The organism is Salinibaculum sp. SYNS191 (assembly GCF_037338445.1).
Classification (GTDB): Archaea; Halobacteriota; Halobacteria; order Halobacteriales; family Haloarculaceae; genus Salinibaculum; species Salinibaculum marinum.
Map to the genome: position 1 here is coordinate 2,174,950 of NZ_CP147838.1, position 19,550 is coordinate 2,194,499.

Genomic DNA, 19,550 nt, shown 5'->3' on the forward strand with positions numbered 1-19,550 from the left:
CTCCTCGCTATCCGCCGAGGAAGTCCTCGCGCACCTGCTGGTCGGCCAGCAGCGCGTCGCCGGTGTCCTCGTGGCGGTTCTGGCCCTGGACGAGGACGTAGCCGCGGTCGCAACGGCGCAGCGCCTCCTTCGCGTTCTGTTCGACCATGAGGACGGCGGTGCCAGCGTCGTTGATGTCGTCGATGCGGTCGAACATGTCGTCGACGAGGTCCGGTGCCAGCCCCGCGCTCGGTTCGTCGAGCAGGAGCAGGTCGGGGTCGAGCATGAGCGCCCGTCCCATCGCGAGCATCTGCTGCTGGCCGCCCGACAGCGAGCCGCCCTTCTGGTTCTGTCGGTCCTCGAGAATCGGAAAGCGGTCGAACACCATCCGGAGGCGGTCGTCGGGCACCTCGTCGAGGATGTACGCACCCATCTCCAGGTTCTCGCGGACGGTCAGTCCCGGAAAGACGTTGTCGCTCTGGGGGACGTAGCTCAGCCCGAGCGTGATGATCTCCTCCGGCGCGCGGCCGCTGATGTCTTCATCGGCGAACAGTATCTCCCCGCCCATGTGCGTCGTCAGCCCGAAGACGGACTTCATGACCGTCGACTTCCCCGCGCCGTTGGGGCCGACGATGGAGACGTACTCGCCCTCCGCGACGGTCATGTCGACGCCGTCGAGAATCTGGAGGTCGCCGTAGCCGGCGTCGAGGCCCTGGATGTCGAGCAGGCTCATTCCTCGACCTCACCCCCGAGGTAGGCTTCGAGAACGCGCTCGTCGTTCTGTACCGTCTCGGGCGACCCGGTGACCAGGACCTGCCCTTGATGCATGACGATGACCGGGTCGCAGTGGTTCATGATGACGTCCATGTCGTGTTCGACCAGCAGGAAGGTGTAGCCGTCGTCGCGCAGTTCGTGCAGGCGTTCGAGCAGTTTCTCCTCCAGGCTGGGGTTGACCCCGGCCAGCGGTTCGTCCAGCAGGACCATGTCGGGGTCGGTCATGAGCACGCGGGCCATCTCCAGGAGTTTGCGCTGGCCGCCCGACAGCGACCCGGCCTCCTCCTCCGCGAGGTGGTCGATTTCGAAGAAATCGAGCATGTCCCAGGCGCGCTCGCGGAGTTCCGTCTCCTGTGCGATGACGCCGTCGCGGACGCCCGGGGTCACAGACCGCCAGAGTTTCTCGCCGACCTGGTCCTGGGGAGCGAGCATCACGTTCTCCAGAACGGTCATCTCGTCGAGTTCCCGGGCGATCTGGAAGGTGCGGACGAGGCCGCGTTCGACCGCCTGGTACGGCCGGAAGCCGGTGACGTCCGTCCCGTCGAAGACGACCTGGCCGCTGTCGGGTTCCTGAACGCCCGTGATGAGGTCGAACGTCGTCGACTTGCCCGCGCCGTTGGGGCCGATGAGGCCCGTCATCGACCCGGCGGTGACGTCGAAGGTCACGCCGTCGACGGCCGTGATGCCGCCGTAGGACTTCCGGAGGTTCTGGACCTCCAGCAGCGACCCGTCCTCCGTGGAGCGCTCGGCCGCGTCGACTGCACTGTCGCCGTCGCTCGCGTCCGCGTCGGCGTCGGGTGGTGCGGTCGTCACGAGTCGTCACCCCCCGAGCGCTCGGAGAGGTCTATCGGTGAGGCGACCTCCTTGCGGTGGCCGAGCAGCCCCTGCGGGCGGTTCTGAATCAGGTAGATGAGCACGACCCCCAGCAGGACCAGCCGGAGCGCAGAGATGTTGACGTCCGACAGCGTGTACGCCAAAAGCGGCGTGACGTCGAACTGCGCGAGCGGGGCGACGGCGTCGACGAGCGTGTTCGGCGCGACGCCGACGTCTAACAGCTGGGTGACCAGCCGCCTGAGGAAGTTCGGCCCCTCGAACAGCAGGCTGGCGAAGACCGCACCGCCGATGACGCTGCCGGTGTTCGAGCCAGCGCCGCCGATGATGAGCGCGACGAAGACGTAGAACGTCGTGATGGGGCGGAACGAGGTCGTCGAGGCGATGCCGCCCATGTACCAGAGCATCGACGCCAGGCCCATGAGGCCACAGCCCAGCGCGAACACCTTGATCTTGAACCAGCGGGTGTCCTTGCCGAGCGCGCTCGCGACGAGTTCGTCCTCGCGGATGGCCTTGAGGACGCGCCCGAACGGCGAGTTACCGACGCGGCGCAGGAGGACGTAGATGACGGCGACGACGAGGATGAGCACCACCGCGTATGCCAGTCCCTCGACGACCGGCCCGGTGATACCGAAGGTGGCGAACGTCGAGAAGACGGCCTCGCCGAGCGCGGACGGCGGCGAGGCGATTTCAGTCGGGTTCTCGTAGAAGAGCATCCGGATGGGGTTTTTCGGCAGTGCCATCCCGCTCGGGCCGCCGAAGCCGATCTGGAGACCGCCGACCGCGAACTCCTCGAAGACGCCCGAGCGGTAGGTCTGGCGGATGATCTCTGAGACGCCGAGGGTTACGATGGCGAGGTAGTCGCCGCGGAGGCGAAGCGCCGGCAGCGAGGCGACGACGCCGACGAGCGCGGCGGCGAGGATGCCCCCGAGGATGCCGATGGGGAGCGGGAGCCCCAGCCCCGGCGGCGAACTGGTGGGGGCCGTACTCAGTATCCCCATCGTGTAGACGCCCACGGCCATGAAGCCGGCGACGCCGAGGTTGAACAGGCCGGCGTAGCCCCACTGGAGGTTCAGCGCGAGGACGAGCATGGCGTAGACGGCCGAGAGGAACGTAATCTGGCGGATGGTGTTGGCGATGCCGTTGAGGTCGTTGTTGAGCAGCAGTGAGACGAGGACGAACAGCGCGTAGATGAAAAGCGAGACGACCAGCAGGAGGCGGGCGTCGCTGACCCCGACCCAGGACCGGAGACGGTCGCCGGTGGCGGTGCTCATACGGTCGCGACACCCCCGAGCAGCCCCTTCGGCCGGACGAGCAACATCGCAATCATCACGAGGAACACGGCGGCCAACGTCAGGCTCTGGGGAATCCAGACCTGCGAGAGCGTCTCGGCGATGCCGATGACCAGCCCGCCGGCCATCGCGCCGTACACCGACCCGATGCCGCCGAGGATGACCGCAGCGAAGATGAGAAGCAGCAGGCCCCAGCCGAGCGTCGTGGTGAGCGTCCCCTGTTCCAGCGCGATGAGATACCCGGAAGCACCGGTCAGGCCGCCGCCGAGCAGCCACGTCGCGCGGATGATACGCTCGGTCGGGATGCCGGTGACCTGCGCGAGGTCCTCGTTGTCGGCCATCGCACGCATCGCGGTGCCGAGTTTCGTGTAGCGCAGGAGAAGGTGGGTCGCGAGCATCAGTCCGGCCGCCAGGACGATGAGCGTGACCTCGTGGGCGGTGATGGTGACCGAGCCGTCACCGAGGGCGAGGGTGTAAGAGGGCGTCTGCTGGGTGGCCGTCAGGCCGCGCGAGGAACCCTGGAAGACGAACAGAAGGAGATGCCGGACGACGAGTGCGACGCCGACGCTGGCGATGAGCAGCGAGATGCCGCCCTGGCCCCGCATGGGCTTGAACACGATGCGGTCGACGAGTCGCGCGAGACCCGCAGCCGCGACGGCCGCGACCAGGAGGCCGACGACGATAGCAATCGGCGTCGAGGTGATGCTGATGCCGAGCGTGCCGGTGTTTATCGGGAGCGGCCCGCCGAGAAAGAACAGCGCCTCCGTCGCGAAGTCGCCGAAGCCGGCGATGAGAAAGGCGGTCACCCACCCGACGAAGGCCCCGGTGGTCATGAAGTCGCCGTGGGCGAAGTTGGCGAAGTTGAGGATGCTGTACGTCATCGCCAGCCCGATGCCGGCGAGTCCGAGGCTGAGTCCGCGTACTGTGCCGTCCCAGAGGTGGGTCGCCAGGTCGCCGACGGGGAGCGTCCCCATCGCGAGTTTGCGTATCAGGTCGACTCCGAGAACGAGTGCGAGTACGACGAAGACGACCGCAAGCGGCCGCTCGCGGACGAAGGCGACCGCGGGGTTCACGTCTTCACGTTGTGCCATACCTCCGCTATTACAGTACAGACATAAAACGTTAGCAGTACGGAACCGCCGCACAGGCCCCGCTCAGGCCTCAGACCTGTCGCGCAAAGGCAAGGTTGCCGTTGATGCTCTCGATGTAGGCGGTGACCACGTCACCCTCCCGGGCACCGGGGACGAAGATAGTGTACTTGCCCTTCTCGGCGACGCCGTCGCCCTTGCGGCCGGTGCCGGTTATCTTGACCTCGTAGCTCTTGCCCTCCTCCAGCGTGGCCTGGCTGGCCTGCGAGGACGCGGAACTGCGCTTCTGGACCGGGCGGAAGGCACCGCAGGCCTGGCAGCGCAGCATCTGGATGCCGTCCTCGGTCGTGAGGACGGTGTCGGGCAGGCCACACTCCGAGCAGGTGACGAACTCGGCGATGTAGTCGTCGAGTGCGGCGTCGAAGTCGCTCTCGTCGAAGGAGCCGTTGTAGCGGGCGCGCTCGCCGTCGAACTGACCGCTGGTACCGAGCGCCCGCTGGATGGCGCTGTGGACGTGGTCGGGTTCCCGGCCCAGCGCGTCGGCGATGTCGCTGATGTTGTTCAGCCGTGTGAACGCGCCGTCGGTCTCACCCACGGGGTCGGGGACGTTGAGGCGGGAGCCCTCGTCGTGGGCCTGCTCCGGCAACTCGTCGTATGCCCTGTCGAGTGCAGAATCGTAGTTCATACACGCAAGAGGCGATACCGACCTAAAGGACTGGCGTGACGTGTGGTGACGGCCCGCATCGGTCAATCGCCGACAGCCGGAATCCCCACCGCGTCGTCGACCGTCTCGCCGACCTGGGTGTACACCAGCGCGAGCGCGCCCACGCCCGCGGCGGTCGCGACGACGAATGGGACGTAGAAGGCGAAGCCGACGAGGATGCCCGAAAACAGCGTGCCGAAGGCGATGCCGAGGCCGAAGCCCATCGTCAGCAGCGACAGCGTCGACCCGGACTGGCCCTCCTTCGCCAGGTCGCCGGCCAGCGCCAGCGACGGCGCGAACACGGCCGCGATGGCGACGCCCTGGAGGAAGCGGACGAGCACCATGAGCAGCGAGGGGTCGAGGACGGGCACGGACTGCAGAAGCGTCACGACCGGCGTCGACCCGACGAAGCCCTGCGCGAACGTCGTCGGCAACAGGAGGACGAACCCGCCCAGCAGGAACGGGCGGCGGCCGTAGCGGTCGCTCCACTGCCCCAGCGGGAACTGGAACATGACGTTCGCCAGGACGGCCGCGCCGAACTGGACGGAGAAGAGGAACTCGCCCTGGTTCAGCCGCTCGTTGATGACGTTCGCGAGCGGGGCAAAGAGTGCGAGGCTGAACGCCATCACGATGGTCGCCAGCCCCAGCGCGAACACGGGGTCCAGCCCCGGCCCGTCCGGGTTGCGCATCTGGATGGAGATGTCGTCGCCGGCCTCGGCCTCGGTCTGGTCCGGGTCGCGAATCAGCGCGGTGACGAGCGCGAAACTGAGCACCGCGCCGACGACGGCGACCAGGAAGGCCGCGTCGAAACCGGAGACGTCGAAGCCGGCGACGCGGTAGGGACCCTGCGAGACGACGATACCGGCGACCAGCGGTCCCGTGCCGAAGCCGAGCAGCCGGAAGGTGTTGTACAGCCCGAAGTTGCCGCCGCGCTCGTCCGACGCGGAGTACTCGTTGACCAGCGCGACGGTCGCGGGGATTGTGAAGGCCGCGCCGACGCCCTGCAGCGCCCGCATCAGGAGAATCGAGACGTAGTCGCGCAGCAGGATGTAGCCCGCGCTGCCGACGGCGACCAGCGCCAGACCGAGGAGGAGAAAGGCCTTTCGCCGGCCGGTTCGGTCCGACAGCGACCCGGTGAAGGGCTGGCCGAAACTGTTGAGGAAGCCAAAAAGCGAGAGGACGACCCCGATGAGCAACTCCGGCGTGACGGTGAACTCAACGGTGGCGACGGTGAGCGTCGTACCCACGAAGGCAGGAAGTGCGACGACATTCCCGATGTACAGCGGCAGGACGACGACGAGAAAGGAGTTCGCCAGCGCGTCGACCATCCGCGCCAGCGCGAGCGTGAGAATCCTGGAATCCAGGTCGAAATCCATCTGGAATAGACTAGGAGAGCGCCCTCATTAGTCTGTTCCATGTCCGGACCAGGCGATGCATGTCGACGGCTCGCTTCGCTCGCCGTTCCGATTCGAGGTCTTCCCTCCGGTCAGACCTCGCTACTCTTCGAACCGGAAGGTCCCGTCCCGCTGGACGACTTCGCCGTCGACCTCGATGCGGGAGTCCTCCGCCATGTCCACGATCATGTCGACGTGGACCGCGGACTGGTTCTGCTCGTTGTCCTCGCCGACGGTGTCGCCGTAGGCGCGGCCGACGGCCATGTGGACGGTGTCGCCCATCTTCTCGTCGAACAGCATGTTGTAGGTGAACCGGTCGATGTCGCGGTTCATCCCGATGCCGAGTTCGCCGAGATAGCGCGCGCCCTCGTCCGTCTCCAGCACCTCGGTCAGGACCTCCTCGTTCTTCTCGGCGCTGTGGTCGACGACCTGCCCGTCCTCGAATTGCAGGTAGACGTCGGTGACCTCCCGGCCCTGGTGGTACAGCGGCTTGTCGAACAGCACTTCGCCCTCGACGCTGTCGGGGACGGGCGCGGTGAACACCTCGCCGCCGGGGAGGTTCTTCTCGCCGTAGTCGTTGAGCGTCGGGTTGCCGGCGACGGACATCGTGACGTCGGTGGTGTCGCCGGAGACGATGCGGACCTCGTCGGCGGGGTCGAGAATCTCGACCATCTGGGCCTGGTGCTCGCGGACGGCGTCCCAGTCCTTGTTGATGGCGTCCCAGACGAAGTTCTCGTAGGCCTCGGTGCTCAGCTCGGCGAGCTGGGCGTTGGCCGGGGCGGGGAACTGGGTGAGACACCAGCGCTTCGAGAGCCGCTCGTCGAGGATGGGCTGTTTGGCCTGGGAGTGGGCGGCGTTTGTCTCCGGCGAGACGTCACTGGCCTCGGTGACGTTGCGGTCCGCGCGGATGGCGATGTAGACGTCGGTCTCCTCGATGAGCGCGAGTTCGTGCTCGGGCGTCTCGAAGTCGTCCTCGCGAGCACGCAGGAACGCACGGGAGAAGCGGCTGTTGCTGTCGAGTGCGAGCGGGTTCGCGCCGTAGTCGCCGACGACCTCGTGGAGGGCGGTGACGAGGTCCGCGGCCTCGGGCGGGCCGAGGACGACGACGTTGTCACCTTCCTGCAGGTCGACGGAGTGGTCGGCGATGATTTCGGCGTGTTCGCGGATTCGCGGGTCCATGACGCAGTGCTGGGCGGGCGGGGCAAAACCGCTTTTGGGTCGGGACCGAGCCTCACCGGTCCCGTCGGCCCTGGTCCATGCCCTCCTTGAACCCCGTGACGGTGCGCCGGAGCATCAGGTAGATGAAGAAGACGAAAACCAGGAGGGCGGCGAGGATACCGAGGACGATGACGTCGGCCATATCGCGGGATAGACGGGGCGGGCGGAAAGTGGTTTCGGCGTCAGGCACCGCGCTGTTTCTGGTGTTCTTTCGCCAGTTCCAGCGAGTAGACGAACCCGAAGTACGCGGGGATACCCGCAGCGAGCAGGAGGTACTGTGCCCAGTCCGGGCCGTCGACGATGGTCACGAAGGCGACGACGAGGGTCACCCAGACCAGCGCGAAGGCCATGTCGAACACCATCCCGTCCCTGTTCTCGTAGATGTGGTTCCCGATTTTGGCGAGCCAGCCCATACCCGCGGTACAGGAGCGAGGGACAAATCCCTGTCGCCAGGTCGAAAAGACTGATACCGCAGGGCGTACAATTCCCAGTCAATGTCGCTGCTGCCCTCCAAACCCGAGGCGTCGCCGCCCGACGACGCCGAACCCCGGGTCGTCGGCGTCGACAGCGAGGACGCCGAGGAAGTCCTCTCCGCGCTGTCCTCCGAGACCGCCCGGAAACTGCTCGCGGAGATACACGAAGATCCCGCCGCCCCCTCCGAACTCGCCGACCGCGTCGACACCTCCCTGCAGAACGCACAGTACCACCTGGAGAAACTGGAGAGCGCCGGTGCCGTCGCCGTCGTCGACACCGCCTACTCCGCGAAGGGGCGCGAGATGGACGTCTACGCTCCCGCCGACCAGCCGCTGGTCATCTTCGCTGGCGACGACGACGACAGTTCGCTGCTGCGCTCGGCGCTGTCGCGCGTGCTCGGAGCCGTCGGCGTCCTCGGACTCGCCAGCCTCGCCATCCAGCAACTCTACGGCGAGCGCGGACTGTTCGGCGGGGGCGACGGCGGCGAACCGCTCGCCGGCGGCGGAGAGGGGGCCGCGGCCGGCGGGGCGAACGTGTCGACGGAGACAGCGAGCCCAAGCCCCGCCCCTGCGGACACCCCGACGGCTGGCGGCGACGGCCAGGTGGGTGCCTTCGACGTGACGACGGACGCCGGGACACCGACCGACGAGCCGATGCGAACGGCCACCGAGACTGCCATCGAGACGATGACGGAGACGGCGGCGAGCGCGACCGAGACCGTCAGCAACGCGACGCAGACGGCGACCGAGGCCGCGGACGCCGCACCGGACGTCGCCGCGGGGCTCCCGCCGGGGCTGCTCTTTTTCGCCGGCGGTCTGTTCGCGCTGGTCGTCGTCGGCGCGGTCCTGGCGGTCCGGTAGCTCAAAACGCTGTTTGAGTATTCGTCGGCTACTTTTCCCTGCCCGTCGTACGTCGAAGTGCGCGCTGACCCGCTTCGGCCCTCTTACAACCCGGCTCGCTCGAACACATCCCCTGCTGGGGTCCGCAACTGCCCCTCGACCCCACCCCTTGCCTGCCCCACCGTCGCAAAGGCCGGGCGATTGCCGCGCGGGTCGGCGTGGCTCCCCGGATTGAGCACCGTCACCTGCCCCACCCGCTCAATCCCCGGCCGATGTGTGTGTCCGACGATAACCACGTCGGCCTCCTCTTGTCTGGCGAGCAACGGGAGACTCGTACTGTGGTGTTCGTGCCCGTGAACCACGAGAATCCGCCTGTCCAGCGCCTCGACCGTGGCCGTCTCGGGCAGACGCTCGCGGACGCCCAGCGCGTCGCGGTTGCCCTGGACGGCCACCAGCCGGTCGGTCGCCGCCTCGAAGGTATCGAGTACGGCCGGCGTCGTGAAGTCGCCGGCGTGGACCGTGACCGTGGCGTCGGCCAGGGCCTCGCGAATCGCGTCGGTCAGGGGCGGGTCGGCGGTGGCGTGGGTGTCGGAGAGAACAGCGAGCATACCCGACGTGGGCGGTCGGGCGGCATAAACGTCCCAGTCCGGCGACGGAATCCCGGCCATACTTGTGACAGGGGTGAGAGTGGAGCCACAATGGCAAGCAGCAAGTCCGTGGTCATCGCGGCCCTCATCGCGAACGGAGCGATTGCCGTCCTGAAGTTCTTCGGCTACCTCCTGACCGGCAGCCCGGCGATGCTCTCCGAAACCTACCACTCCATCTCGGACACCGGCAACCAGGTGTTCCTGCTCATCGGCATCCGCTACAGCGGTCGGGCGGCCGACGAGCGCCACCCCTTCGGGTACGGCAAGTCACAGTTCTTCTACAGCTTTCTCGTCAGCGTCCTGCTCTTTGGCATCGCGGGCTGGGAGTCCGCCAAGCACGGCTACCACGAGGTCCAGCAGGCGCTCGGCGGCCACGGCGGCGGCCACGGCGGCGCGGAGACGGTCACGTACTTCGGCCAGACGTTCCCCTCGGTGTACGTCAACTACACCGTCCTCGTCGGGGCCATCGTCTTCGAAACCTACGCGCTCTACAAGGCCCGCGCCGGGATGAAAAAGCAGATCGAGGAGAACGACTGGAGCGGCTACCGCGAGGCCTTCAAGAAGACCGCCGACACGACGACGCTGACGGCGTTCACCGAGGACTCCATCGCGCTCGCCGGTGCCGGCATCGCCCTCTTTGGCATCTACCTCACGCGCGCGACGGGCAACGAGATATACGACGCCGCCTCCGCGCTGCTCATCGGCATCATGCTCATGGGCTTCGCCATCGCGCTCGCCTGGGAGAACAAGCGCCTGCTCATCGGCGAGAGCCTGCCCAGGGAGGACGAGACGGACCTGCGCGCGCTCGTCGCCGAGGTCGAGGGCGTCACCGACGTCATCGACTTCCGGACGGTCTACTTCGGCCCCGAGAGCCTGCTGGTGACCGCCGACGTCGACTTCGAGACGGGGATGGTCGGCCGGGAGATAGACGACGTCATCGACGAGATAGAGCGGACGCTGAAGGCGGCCGACGACGAGGTGAAGTCGGTGTTCGTCGAGGTCGAGAAGGACGACGTGCAGTCGGTCGACGGCGGGGCCTGACGGCGACTCAGCGGGTTCCGTTCGTCCGCCAGGCGAGGTCAGCGGTCGCCAGCGTCGTCCCGTCCGCCGTTCTGACGACGACCGTCGCCCGCCCGCCGAGCGCGCGGGCCGACGGCGCGGCGGGTTGTTCGGCCGCCACGGTGAGCGTCCCGGTCCCGTCGTCGACCCACAGCCACCGCGTCTCGCCGGGTCCGAGCGGGTCGGCCAGCGTCGCGTCGTAGGCGGTCCCACCGGCGGCGACGGAGACGGTCGCGTTCGCGGGCACCGCGTCGGGGCCGTCGTTCGTGACGGTCACGAGCGCGTCGTCGGTGACCGCCACCGAGAGGTCGACGTCGAGGAAGGCGCTGTCGGGCACCGACGCGACCCAGGCGGGTTCGGCCGGCGTGACGCCCACCGCCCGGACGCGGTAGGCGATGCCGTACTCGTCGCCGTCTGGCTGGGTCTGCGTGAGGTCGAACGAGCGGATGACCCCGTCGCCGGTGATAGTCACCGTCATCTCCGTGTCGGGGTCGGTGGAGCCGTTGACGAGGTCAAGCCCCGCCGTCAGCGTCGCGACGCGGGTCCCGTCCTCGGTGCCGGTCGAGGCCACGGTGAAGTTGCCGGCGGCGGCCCGGAGGTACGTGTCGACGTTCCCGGGCCAGACGAGCCGGGTGGTGTCGGAGAGCGGGTCCAGCACCCGGTAGCCCGTGCTGTTACCGTCCTGGAAACGGTACAGCGAGGTCGCGTCGGTCAGCCACGCGTCGACCCGGAGGGGGCCGTCGGGACCGAGCCCGGAGCCGTTGACCGTCACCGGGCGGGAACCCGGGCCGAGCGAGAGCGTCTGGTTCGAGCGCTGGGAGACGGTCCCGCCCGGTTCGGTGCGCGTGACCTCGAAATCCAGCGTCGTCCCGTCGGCGAGCAGCGTCGACTCGTGGGCGGACAACAGGGCCTCCACGTCGGCGATGCCGTCGGCGGTCACGCCGGGCGCGAGGTCACCGGTCGGTGGTGACGCCGTCGGGGTTGGCGTCGGTGTTGCCCCTGGTGTCGCCGTGGCGGTGGGCGTGGCCGTCGCGGTCGGGGAGGCGGTGGGCGTCGGGGACCCAGGTGTCTCCGAGGCCGGACACCCGGCCAGTGCGACGGCGAGGGCGAGTGCAACTGGCACGAAAGTGGGACGAACCATAGAGAGTCTGTCGGCGCATCCGGGTATAGTTTGGCGGTGCCTTACACCACGAGCGAGCCGACCGGACAGCCGTCCACGGCAAGTCGAATCACCTAAACGGAGTCTGTGCGAACCCGGCGGTGATGAAACTGGCACGCATCCGGACCGACGACGGCGTCCAGACCGGCGAGTACGACGACGGCACGGTTACGACCGACGCGGGGACCTACGAGGTCGGCGCGGACGCGGACCTGCTCGCGCCCTGCGAACCGGGTACCTTCTACTGCGTCGGGCGCAACTTCGCGGAGAAAATCGACCAGATGGACTACGACGTCCCGGACATCCCGGACTGGTTCATCAAGCCCGCCGTCTCGCTGCACCACCCCGACGAGCCCATCGTCCACCCCGAGTGGACCGAAGAACTCACTTACGCCGGCGAACTCGCCGCGGTCGTCGACGAGGAGTGCACCGACCTGGACGGCGAGGACGAGGTCCGGGAGGTCCTGCGCGGGTGGACCATCCTGAACGACCTGGACGCGCTCGACCAGGAGCGGCGCACCGCCCGGAAGGCCTTCGACGGGTCGGGGCCACTCGGCCCGGTCATCGAGACGGACCTCGACCCCCGCGGCATCGACATGGAGACGCACATCTCCGGGGAGAAACGCCAGGACGCGACGACGGACTGGATGATTTTCGACCCCTACGAGACGATCGCCTTCCTCTCCGAGCGGTACACCTTCAGGCCGGGCGACGTGATTTCCTTCGGCAGCCCCGCGAATCCGGGCCTGCTGGAACCCGGCGACGACATCGAAATCTGGTACGAGGGTATCGGGACCCTGCGCAACACCGTCGTCGCACCCGACGAGTGAGCGGCCGGGGCGACGGCGCCCGCCTGTTTCCCATAATCAATCACTACCTACGAGAATAGGTAAACATTCTAGGTCTTGTGAAGACATTGTACGGAACTTCTAAGTAGAGAAATCCAGAATTGATTTACATACGATGAGTAAGAGCGAGTCATCATCCGCCGTCGAAGACACGTACTACGAATGCGCCCCCTGCGACTACACGGCCCGTGTAGACATCGCCATCGGGATGTGCCCGCTCTGTGGGGACCGTCTCGCGGCGACGAGCCGGTTCGAGTGAGCCCACGGCGGGCGTGACTGCGCCGGAGTGGACGGCGCGGGGCGCGCCCGCTCGGTGACTGCCCGGGAGCCTGCAAGAGAGTCACACGCAATTTAAGGTCCTAGACGTGGGCAAGGTATCTAAATGCATTAAAGAATATTATCATTATAGTTCATAACATTTTTCTATACCCGCCGTTTCCGGGTGGATGCAAGATACCCCGCGTCTCGAACGCGGACACACACTCCAATCATGACACAAGACGACGACGGAATCGACGAAGTTGCGAGCCGAGTCAAGAGCACCGACCCGTACATCCGCGACGTGGAAAACGACGCGGCCCGCGAACTGCGGGACATGCTGAACAACCAGGACTACGTCTTCGCGCCGGGTACCTACCACGCGCTGGACGCCCGCCTGGCCGAGATGGCCGGTCTGGACGCCGTCTACATGTCCGGCTACTCCACGGTGCTGGGCCAGTTCGGCTTCCCGGACCTCGAGATGGTCGACATGCGCGAGATGGTCGAGAACGCCAAGCGCCAGGTCGAGGCCACGAACCTGCCCATCATCGCGGACTGTGACACCGGCTACGGCGGCATCCACAACGTCCGCCGCGCCGTCCGCGAGTACGAGAAGGTCGGCGTCGCCGCGGTCCACATCGAGGACCAGACGACGCCCAAGCGCTGCGGCCACATCGCCGGCAAGCAGATCGTCTCGCGAGAGGACGCCGTCGCCCGCTTCAGCGCGGCCGTCGACGCCAAGCAGGACGAGGACACCATCATCATCGCCCGGACGGACGCCTACGGCTCCGCCAACGGCGACTGGGAGGAACACCTCGAACGCGGTCGGCTCTACGCCGACGCCGGCGTCGACCTGGTCTGGCCCGAGATGCCCGACCCGTCCCGTGAGGACGCCGTCGAGTACGCCGAGACCATCCACGAGACCCACCCCGACCTGAAGCTGGCCTTCAACTACTCCAGCTCCTTCGCCTGGAGCGAGGAGGAGGACCCGCTCACGTTCCAGGAACTGGGCGACCTCGGCTACAAGTACCAGTTCATCACGCTGTACGCCCTGCACTCGGGTGCTCACGCCGTCTACGAGGACATGGTCAACATCGCCGAGAACGCCGAGGAGGCGCAGTTCGACCTCGAAGACCGCTACCTGGGCCACCCGACCGAGAGCCACCACGAGCTCTCGTTCGTCCCGCGCTTCCAGGAGATCGAGGCCGAATTCGACCCCGAGGCCGCCGAGCGCCAGGAGAAGTCCGCAGGGTTCACCGAAGAGGGCGACACCGTCCTCACCAGCGAATCCAACGACGACTGATTCCGGCCGCTCTCGATTTTTCCTCTTTCGATTTTCACGCCGCCTAGAGCCTGTGAGCCGTGAAATTCCTTCATCCCGTCGCGCCGATTTGACCATCTTTAATAGTCGGGGAGTGGAGGTAGAACATGACACATGGAACGAAAACACGCCCGGAAGTTCGTTCGGACGTTCTTCACCTCGCCGACAGCCGTCGAGGGTGAAGACGACTCGGCCAAGATGATGCGAAGCGCGGCACAGCTCCGCGGGATGCAGGCACCCGACGTCTGGGTCCCGGACAACGAGGACGCCACCGCGCCGAACATGCGCGACGAGGGTGCCCAGAACATCATCGACGTCATCTCCGAGCACGGGGAAGACTTCCCCGCGGAGATTCACCCCCGCATCGTCTGGCACCGCGACAGCCCCGACACGCGCCACCAGGGCTTCAAGCACCTGATGGAGATCGCCGATCCCGAGAACGGGGCCATCCAGCACATCGACGGCTTCGTCATCCCCGAAGTCGGCGACATCGACGACTGGAAGAAGGCCGACGAGTTCCTGACCATCGTCGAGAACGAACACGACCTCGGCGAGGGCAGCCTCGCGATGTCCGTCATCGTCGAGTGCGGTGCCTCCGAACTCGCGATGGAGGAACTGCGCACCGAGATTGGACGCCCGTCGAACAACCTCGAACGGCTGTTCATGCTGGTCAACGGTGAGGTCGACTACACCAAGAGCATGCGCGCCATCACGCCCACGGGCGAACTGCCGCCGTGGCCCGAACTGCGCCACAACACCTCGCGCGCGGCCGACGCCGCCGGCCTCATCGCCGTCGACGGCCCGTACGACGACATCCGCGACGTCGAGGGCTACCGCGAGCGCATGACCGACAACCAGGCCAAAGGGCAACTCGGCATCTGGTCGCTCACGCCCGGCCAGGTCGTCGAGGCCAACAAGTCGCCCCTGCCCCCGGCAGCGGGCTACTGGCTCATCGACGCCGCCGGCGACGAAGTCGAACTCGACGAGGAGGACGGCGTCTGGGCCTACAAGGGCGACCGCATCTCCGTCGAGGAGAGCGGCGACGGCTACGTCCTGACGGTCGGCACCGACGAGACCGAGGTCGCCGACGACGACGAACTCGCGCAGGAACTGCTCGACCTGGTCTCCTACGTCCCGAGCATGAACGACATCGTCGACTCCATGGAGGAGTTCGAGGCCGCCAAGGAGGCCGGCAAGGGCGCTATCGCGATGACCCAGGCCGCGACGGTCCGCATCGGCGACGTCGAGGTCGACATCAGCCGCGACCGCATGTGGGACGAGGCCACCTACCAGGCCCTGCAGACCCCCATCACGCTGTTCCAGGACGTCTACGACAACCGTCCCGACCAGCACGACGACCTCGCCGAACTCTACAGCGAGGACGTCGTCGAGCGCGCGATGGAAGTCGGCAACTGAAGCCGCGACTCTCACCGATTTTTTCGACGCTGCCCGTCCAGTCGCGACGCCGTCTCCCACACCGGGAGCTATTTCGTCTCGTCTGTGCCACGATAACACATGTTCACCGACAGGACCGAGGCGGGCCACCGTCTCGCCGACCGCCTCGAATCTCAGGACGTCGAGGCCGACGTCGTGCTGGGAATCACGCGCGGCGGCGTGCCGGTCGCCCGCGTCGTCGCCGAGCGACTGGGCTGTCCCCTCGGCGTCGTCGTCGTCCAGAAAATCGGGACGCCGCGGCGGGAGGAACTGGCGCTTGGCGCGGTCAGCAGCGACGGGACGGCGTGGTTCAACGACGACCTCGTCGCCGAACTCGGCGTCGACGAGTCCGTCTTCGCCAACCGGCGCGAACAGGCCGAGGCGTCGGCCGCCGAGAAGGCCGCACACTTCCGGACCGACCGGGAGACGCCCGACGTGAGCGGCAAGCGCGTACTCGTCGTCGACGACGGGGTAGCGACGGGCGCGACGGCGTGTGCCGCGCTGCGGGCGACCCGGGAACGCGGCGCGAGCGAGGTGATTCTCGCCGTCCCGGTGGGCGCGCCGTCGTCGCTGGAGATGGTCGGGCGGGAAGCCGACGACGTGGTCGCGGTGGCGACGCCGGAGCCGTTCGGGGCCGTCGGGCGGTTCTACGACCGATTCGACCAGGTCACCGACGAGGAGGTCCGCGAGGCGCTCACCGCCGCTGCCTGAACAGGTCCCACCCTACCCCTGGCCGAATATCTCGGTGCCGGGGTAGAAGTCCGCCCAGGCGAACCAGAACATCGGCGAGCGGTCGTTGGCCCGGGTCAGCGTCGTTCCCTCGTGGGGGCCGTCCTGGGCCCGGCCGCTGACGATGCGCCACCGGGACCCGCCGGCCGTCAGGACGTCGCCGTCGCGAGCAAACGTGAGGGTGGTGCCGTCGACGGTGCGCTCGTAGGCGACCAGCGAACCGTCGGCGGTGGCCGCGACGACCACGGGGAGGTCCCCGACGGTGTCGTTGACGACGCCGCCGCGGTCCTGGACCGTCTCCAGGGGGTACGCGCGGGCGGCCTCGTCGGTCGCGACGCCGATGACCGACGCCTTCGGGTGGAGGCGGCCGTCAGCGGTGTCGCCGCCGATGCCGATGCGACGGCTGCTGTCGTAGCCGACGTAGGGGTCGCGGTCGTAGTCGCGCGAGACCTCGCCCTTGACCGTCGCCGACTTCGGCGGCGGGAGCAGCACCTCCGTCTCGGGATGTTCACCGCGCCACTCCCCCCAGGTCGTGATGGTCGAGGGGCGAAGCGCCAGCGCCGTGCCGGTTTTGGGCCCCTTGACGGCCTTGCCGAGCACCTGGCTCCACAGCGACTCCGTGAGCGCGTCGTACATCACCAGGTCGGACATCCAGAGGAGCCCGGAGACGCCGAAGACGGTCTCCTGGCCGTCGACGCGGCGCTCGGCGGTCACGCCGGAGCCACACAGCGGGCAGAACGTGACCAGCAGCGGGCCGCCGAAGTTGTCGTTGACGACCTCGTGCCAGTTCAGGACGGCCAGGGGGTACGCACGGGCGGCGTCGCCGGCGGTGACACCGATGACGCGCTCGTCGTCGGCCAAGTCGGCGCTCTCCTCGCTCCAGTCGGGCCCGAAGACGGGGTCGGTGATGGCCGGGATGGCGTCCTTCGCTGCGCCCCGGCGGAGGTCGCTGTCCGACAGGGGCAGGTCGGGGTCGGCCAGGCTGCCCACGCGGGTCGAGTCCCCCTCGACCGTGACCGTGGGTGCGGGGTCGGTTCCGGTCGGGCCGGCGGGAGTGGTCCCGGGCGAGCCCCCGTCGGAGAGACACCCGGCGGCCCCGACGGTGAAGCCGGTGCCGACGATGCCCAGGAAGCGGCGGCGGTTCATGACAACGGATACGGGCGAAACCGGCTAAAGCGTACGTCGATGGGGCGCGGGTCGCTCACAACCGCGTCGCGGGCGGCACGCGGCCGACGCCTCCCACTCACTCCACCTTCACTCCGGGGCGGCAGTTTATAATCGAAAGCGTCCTACCCCCGCCCGTGTCAGAGACAGCGGGCTACCTGCGGTTTTTCCCCTACGAGGAGCCCTACGACCACCAGCGCGAGGCGATGGGGCGCATCCACGACGCGCTGGCCGACGGGTCGGACATCCTCTTCGAGGGCGCGACGGGGACCGGCAAGACGCTGGCCTCGCTCGCGCCCGCACTCGAGTACGCCCGCGAGACGTCGAAGACGGTGGTCATCACGACGAACGTCCACCAGCAGATGCGGCAGTTCCGCCGCGACGCCTCGGCGATTACGGACGAGGAACCGATTCGCGCCGTCGTCTTCCGCGGGAAGGCCTCGATGTGTCACATCGACGTCGGGTACGAGGAGTGCCAGGCGCTGCGCGACACCACCCGCGACCTGGTCGAGACCGAGGAGGAACTGGCCGACCTCGAACGCCAGCAGCGAAACCTCCTGAGCGATAGCCAGGGCGGCGACAGCGGGGCCGCCGAGGCCCGGTCGGCGGTCATGGACGAACTCGACGCCGTCGAGGACGACCTGGCGGAGTTCGAGGACAGGGCCACCTGCGACCACTACTACCGGAACCTCACTGCCGACACCGACGACTTCTTCGCGTGGCTGTACGACGACGTGCGCACGCCGGACGAAATCTACGAGCGCGCCCACGGCGAGGGCTTTTGCGGCTACGAGCTCCTGAAGGAGGGCATCGAGAACGTCGACCTCGTGGTCTGTAACTACCACCACCTGCTGGACCCGATGATACGCCAGCAGTTCTTCCGGTGGCTCGGCCGGGACCCCGAGGACGTCATCGCCATCTTCGACGAGGCCCACAACGTCGAGGACGCGGCCCGCGACCACGCCCGGCGGACGGTCACCGAGAACACGCTGGAGAGCGCGCTGGACGAACTCACCGAATCCGACGACGCCCGCTCGGAGCCAGCATACAACGTCCTCGGGACGTTCCTCGAAGCCCTGCGGGAAGCCTACGACGAGGCCTTCTCCTTCGGCGAGCGCGAACAGGTCGGCGAGAACTGGTACGACCTCGCCATCGCCAACGACGACCGCCGGGACGACCTCACACTCACGTTTCTCCAGAACTACACCGGTCCCGGCTTCTCCGAGGAACTCGACCACGCCGTCGAACTCGGCCGGGAACTCGACCAGGAGTACGAGGAGGCCTACAAGAACGGTGACGCGACCGTCCGCCAGGAGTGCCAGACGCTACAGGCCGCCGCCTTCGTCCGGTCGTGGCTGGAGGAGGGCGACGAGATGGGGACGTATCCGGTCGTCAGCACTCGTCGGGACGAGGACACCGACGATGTGTACGGCCGCGCGGAACTGTACACCTGCATCCCCGAGCAGGTGACGCGAGGGCTGTTCGACGAACTCCACGCGAGCGTCCTGATGAGCGCGACGCTGCGGCCCTTCGAGGTGACCGAGGACGTCCTCGGCCTGGACGACCCGGAGACGATGGCCTACGGCGCGCAGTTCCCCGAGGAGCGCCGCCGGACCTACGCCGTCGACGGGCCGGAACTGTTCGCCAGCAAGCGCGACGACCGGCACGTCCAGGAGACCATCACCGAGGTCATCGAGGACGCCGCCCACTTCACGCCCGGCAACACGCTCGTGTTCTTCCCCTCCTACTCCGAGGCCCAGCGCTACCACGAGCGCGTGATGGTGGGTAACCGCTACCTGGACGAACCCGGCACCCCGGCCAACGACCTCCGCGAGGAGTTCGCCGCCGACGGCGACGGCATCCTGTTCACGTCGCTGTGGGGCACGCTCGGCGAGGGGGTGAGCTTCGACGGCGACGACGCCCGTACCGTCGTCGTGGTCGGCGTCCCCTACCCGCACCTGGACGACCGGATGGAGGCCGTCCAGGAGGCCTACGACGCGGCCTTCGACGTGGGCGAGAAGGAAGGCTCCGGACCCACGGTGCAGGGCGAGGACGCCGGCTGGCACTACGCCGTCGAGATTCCGACCATCCGCAAGACCCGGCAGGCGATGGGGCGGGTCGTGCGCTCGCCGGAGGACTTCGGCGCGCGCATCCTCGTCGACGGCCGGTACACCGAGCGCGCCGAGATAGAGATGGGACAGTACGCCGTCCGCGGCGCGTTCCCCGCCGAGGAACGGGCAGAGATGATAGACGTCCAGCCCGAGAAACTGAAGTTCGGGCTGTTGAACTTCTATCAAGATGTGGATGCATACGACGGTGACCCGCCGACGCCGTAGCGA

At 67.6% G+C, this 19,550-nt stretch carries 20 protein-coding genes; 8 read left to right on the forward strand and 12 right to left on the reverse strand.

Annotated elements, in window-relative coordinates; translation table 11 throughout:
- Window positions 1–7: 7 nt before the first annotated feature.
- From WDJ57_RS11665 to WDJ57_RS11705, 9 genes are all read right to left on the reverse strand, one after another.
- Window positions 8–712 (reverse strand): ABC transporter ATP-binding protein, encoded by a 705-nt coding sequence (locus WDJ57_RS11665; RefSeq protein ID WP_338900991.1) that lies wholly within the window; start codon window positions 710–712, stop codon window positions 8–10.
- Window positions 709–1,566 (reverse strand): ABC transporter ATP-binding protein, encoded by an 858-nt coding sequence (locus tag WDJ57_RS11670; RefSeq protein ID WP_380629788.1) that lies wholly within the window; start codon window positions 1,564–1,566, stop codon window positions 709–711. Before WDJ57_RS11670 ends, WDJ57_RS11665 begins: the two co-directional genes overlap by 4 nt.
- Entirely contained in the window at window positions 1,563–2,858 is a 1,296-nt protein-coding gene (locus WDJ57_RS11675) for a branched-chain amino acid ABC transporter permease (protein WP_338900992.1), read from the reverse strand. Before WDJ57_RS11675 ends, WDJ57_RS11670 begins: the two co-directional genes overlap by 4 nt.
- Window positions 2,855–3,967, reverse strand: a complete 1,113-nt coding sequence (locus WDJ57_RS11680; protein ID WP_338900993.1) for a branched-chain amino acid ABC transporter permease — start codon at window positions 3,965–3,967, stop codon at window positions 2,855–2,857. The genes WDJ57_RS11675 and WDJ57_RS11680 overlap by 4 nt, the downstream gene beginning before the upstream one ends.
- A 70-nt stretch (window positions 3,968–4,037) precedes the next feature.
- A complete protein-coding gene (locus WDJ57_RS11685; protein ID WP_338900994.1) occupies window positions 4,038–4,649 on the reverse strand; it encodes a translation initiation factor IF-2 subunit beta in 612 nt (203 codons plus the stop codon).
- A gap of 62 nt (window positions 4,650–4,711) precedes the next feature.
- On the reverse strand, window positions 4,712–6,043 hold the full coding sequence (locus tag WDJ57_RS11690; protein ID WP_338900995.1) for an MFS transporter: 1,332 nt from the start codon (window positions 6,041–6,043) through the stop codon (window positions 4,712–4,714).
- A 120-nt stretch (window positions 6,044–6,163) separates the two neighbouring features.
- Window positions 6,164–7,240, reverse strand: a complete 1,077-nt coding sequence (locus WDJ57_RS11695) for an aminopeptidase (protein ID WP_338900996.1) — start codon at window positions 7,238–7,240, stop codon at window positions 6,164–6,166.
- Between the two features lie 52 nt (window positions 7,241–7,292).
- Window positions 7,293–7,421, reverse strand: coding sequence for a hypothetical protein (locus WDJ57_RS11700; protein ID WP_338900997.1), 129 nt, complete (start codon window positions 7,419–7,421; stop codon window positions 7,293–7,295).
- Between the two features lie 40 nt (window positions 7,422–7,461).
- Window positions 7,462–7,692, reverse strand: coding sequence for a hypothetical protein (locus WDJ57_RS11705; RefSeq protein WP_338900998.1), 231 nt, complete (start codon window positions 7,690–7,692; stop codon window positions 7,462–7,464).
- Window positions 7,693–7,773: 81 nt separating this feature from the next.
- On the opposite strand from WDJ57_RS11705, the gene WDJ57_RS11710 reads away from it, so the two are divergent.
- Complete coding sequence (locus WDJ57_RS11710) at window positions 7,774–8,613, forward strand: ArsR/SmtB family transcription factor (protein ID WP_338900999.1); 840 nt, start codon at window positions 7,774–7,776, stop codon at window positions 8,611–8,613.
- Window positions 8,614–8,696: 83 nt separating this feature from the next.
- Here WDJ57_RS11710 and WDJ57_RS11715 read toward each other — a convergent pair whose 3' ends face one another.
- Window positions 8,697–9,200: a metallophosphoesterase gene (locus WDJ57_RS11715; RefSeq protein ID WP_338901000.1), complete on the reverse strand. Its 504-nt coding sequence runs from the start codon at window positions 9,198–9,200 to the stop codon at window positions 8,697–8,699.
- A gap of 90 nt (window positions 9,201–9,290) precedes the next feature.
- Here WDJ57_RS11715 and WDJ57_RS11720 point away from each other — a divergent pair, with 90 nt between their 5' ends.
- A complete protein-coding gene (locus tag WDJ57_RS11720) occupies window positions 9,291–10,280 on the forward strand; it encodes a cation diffusion facilitator family transporter (protein WP_338901001.1) in 990 nt (329 codons plus the stop codon).
- A 7-nt stretch (window positions 10,281–10,287) separates the two neighbouring features.
- Here the strand turns inward: WDJ57_RS11720 and WDJ57_RS11725 are convergent, their stop codons facing one another.
- Window positions 10,288–11,439 carry a hypothetical protein gene (locus WDJ57_RS11725; RefSeq protein ID WP_338901002.1) on the reverse strand — a complete coding sequence of 384 codons (1,152 nt, stop codon included), beginning with the start codon at window positions 11,437–11,439 and terminating at the stop codon, window positions 10,288–10,290.
- 122 nt (window positions 11,440–11,561) lie between these two features.
- On the opposite strand from WDJ57_RS11725, the gene WDJ57_RS11730 reads away from it, so the two are divergent.
- The 5 genes from WDJ57_RS11730 (at window position 11,562) to WDJ57_RS11750 (ending at window position 16,029) form a co-directional block, all read left to right on the forward strand.
- Complete coding sequence (locus tag WDJ57_RS11730) at window positions 11,562–12,287, forward strand: fumarylacetoacetate hydrolase family protein (protein ID WP_338901003.1); 726 nt, start codon at window positions 11,562–11,564, stop codon at window positions 12,285–12,287.
- A gap of 133 nt (window positions 12,288–12,420) precedes the next feature.
- On the forward strand, window positions 12,421–12,564 hold the full coding sequence (locus WDJ57_RS11735) for a hypothetical protein (RefSeq protein ID WP_338901004.1): 144 nt from the start codon (window positions 12,421–12,423) through the stop codon (window positions 12,562–12,564).
- A 231-nt stretch (window positions 12,565–12,795) separates the two neighbouring features.
- Window positions 12,796–13,866 (forward strand): isocitrate lyase, encoded by a 1,071-nt coding sequence (aceA, locus tag WDJ57_RS11740; RefSeq protein ID WP_338901005.1) that lies wholly within the window; start codon window positions 12,796–12,798, stop codon window positions 13,864–13,866.
- 132 nt (window positions 13,867–13,998) lie between these two features.
- Complete coding sequence (gene aceB, locus WDJ57_RS11745) at window positions 13,999–15,300, forward strand: malate synthase AceB (RefSeq protein WP_338901006.1); 1,302 nt, start codon at window positions 13,999–14,001, stop codon at window positions 15,298–15,300.
- 99 nt (window positions 15,301–15,399) lie between these two features.
- Window positions 15,400–16,029: a phosphoribosyltransferase gene (locus tag WDJ57_RS11750; protein WP_338901007.1), complete on the forward strand. Its 630-nt coding sequence runs from the start codon at window positions 15,400–15,402 to the stop codon at window positions 16,027–16,029.
- A gap of 12 nt (window positions 16,030–16,041) precedes the next feature.
- Here the strand turns inward: WDJ57_RS11750 and WDJ57_RS11755 are convergent, their stop codons facing one another.
- On the reverse strand, window positions 16,042–17,193 hold the full coding sequence (locus tag WDJ57_RS11755; protein ID WP_338901008.1) for a DUF3179 domain-containing protein: 1,152 nt from the start codon (window positions 17,191–17,193) through the stop codon (window positions 16,042–16,044).
- Between the two features lie 224 nt (window positions 17,194–17,417).
- Here WDJ57_RS11755 and WDJ57_RS11760 point away from each other — a divergent pair, with 224 nt between their 5' ends.
- Window positions 17,418–19,547 (forward strand): ATP-dependent DNA helicase, encoded by a 2,130-nt coding sequence (locus tag WDJ57_RS11760; protein WP_338906290.1) that lies wholly within the window; start codon window positions 17,418–17,420, stop codon window positions 19,545–19,547.
- The last annotated feature ends 3 nt before the right edge of the window (window positions 19,548–19,550 follow it).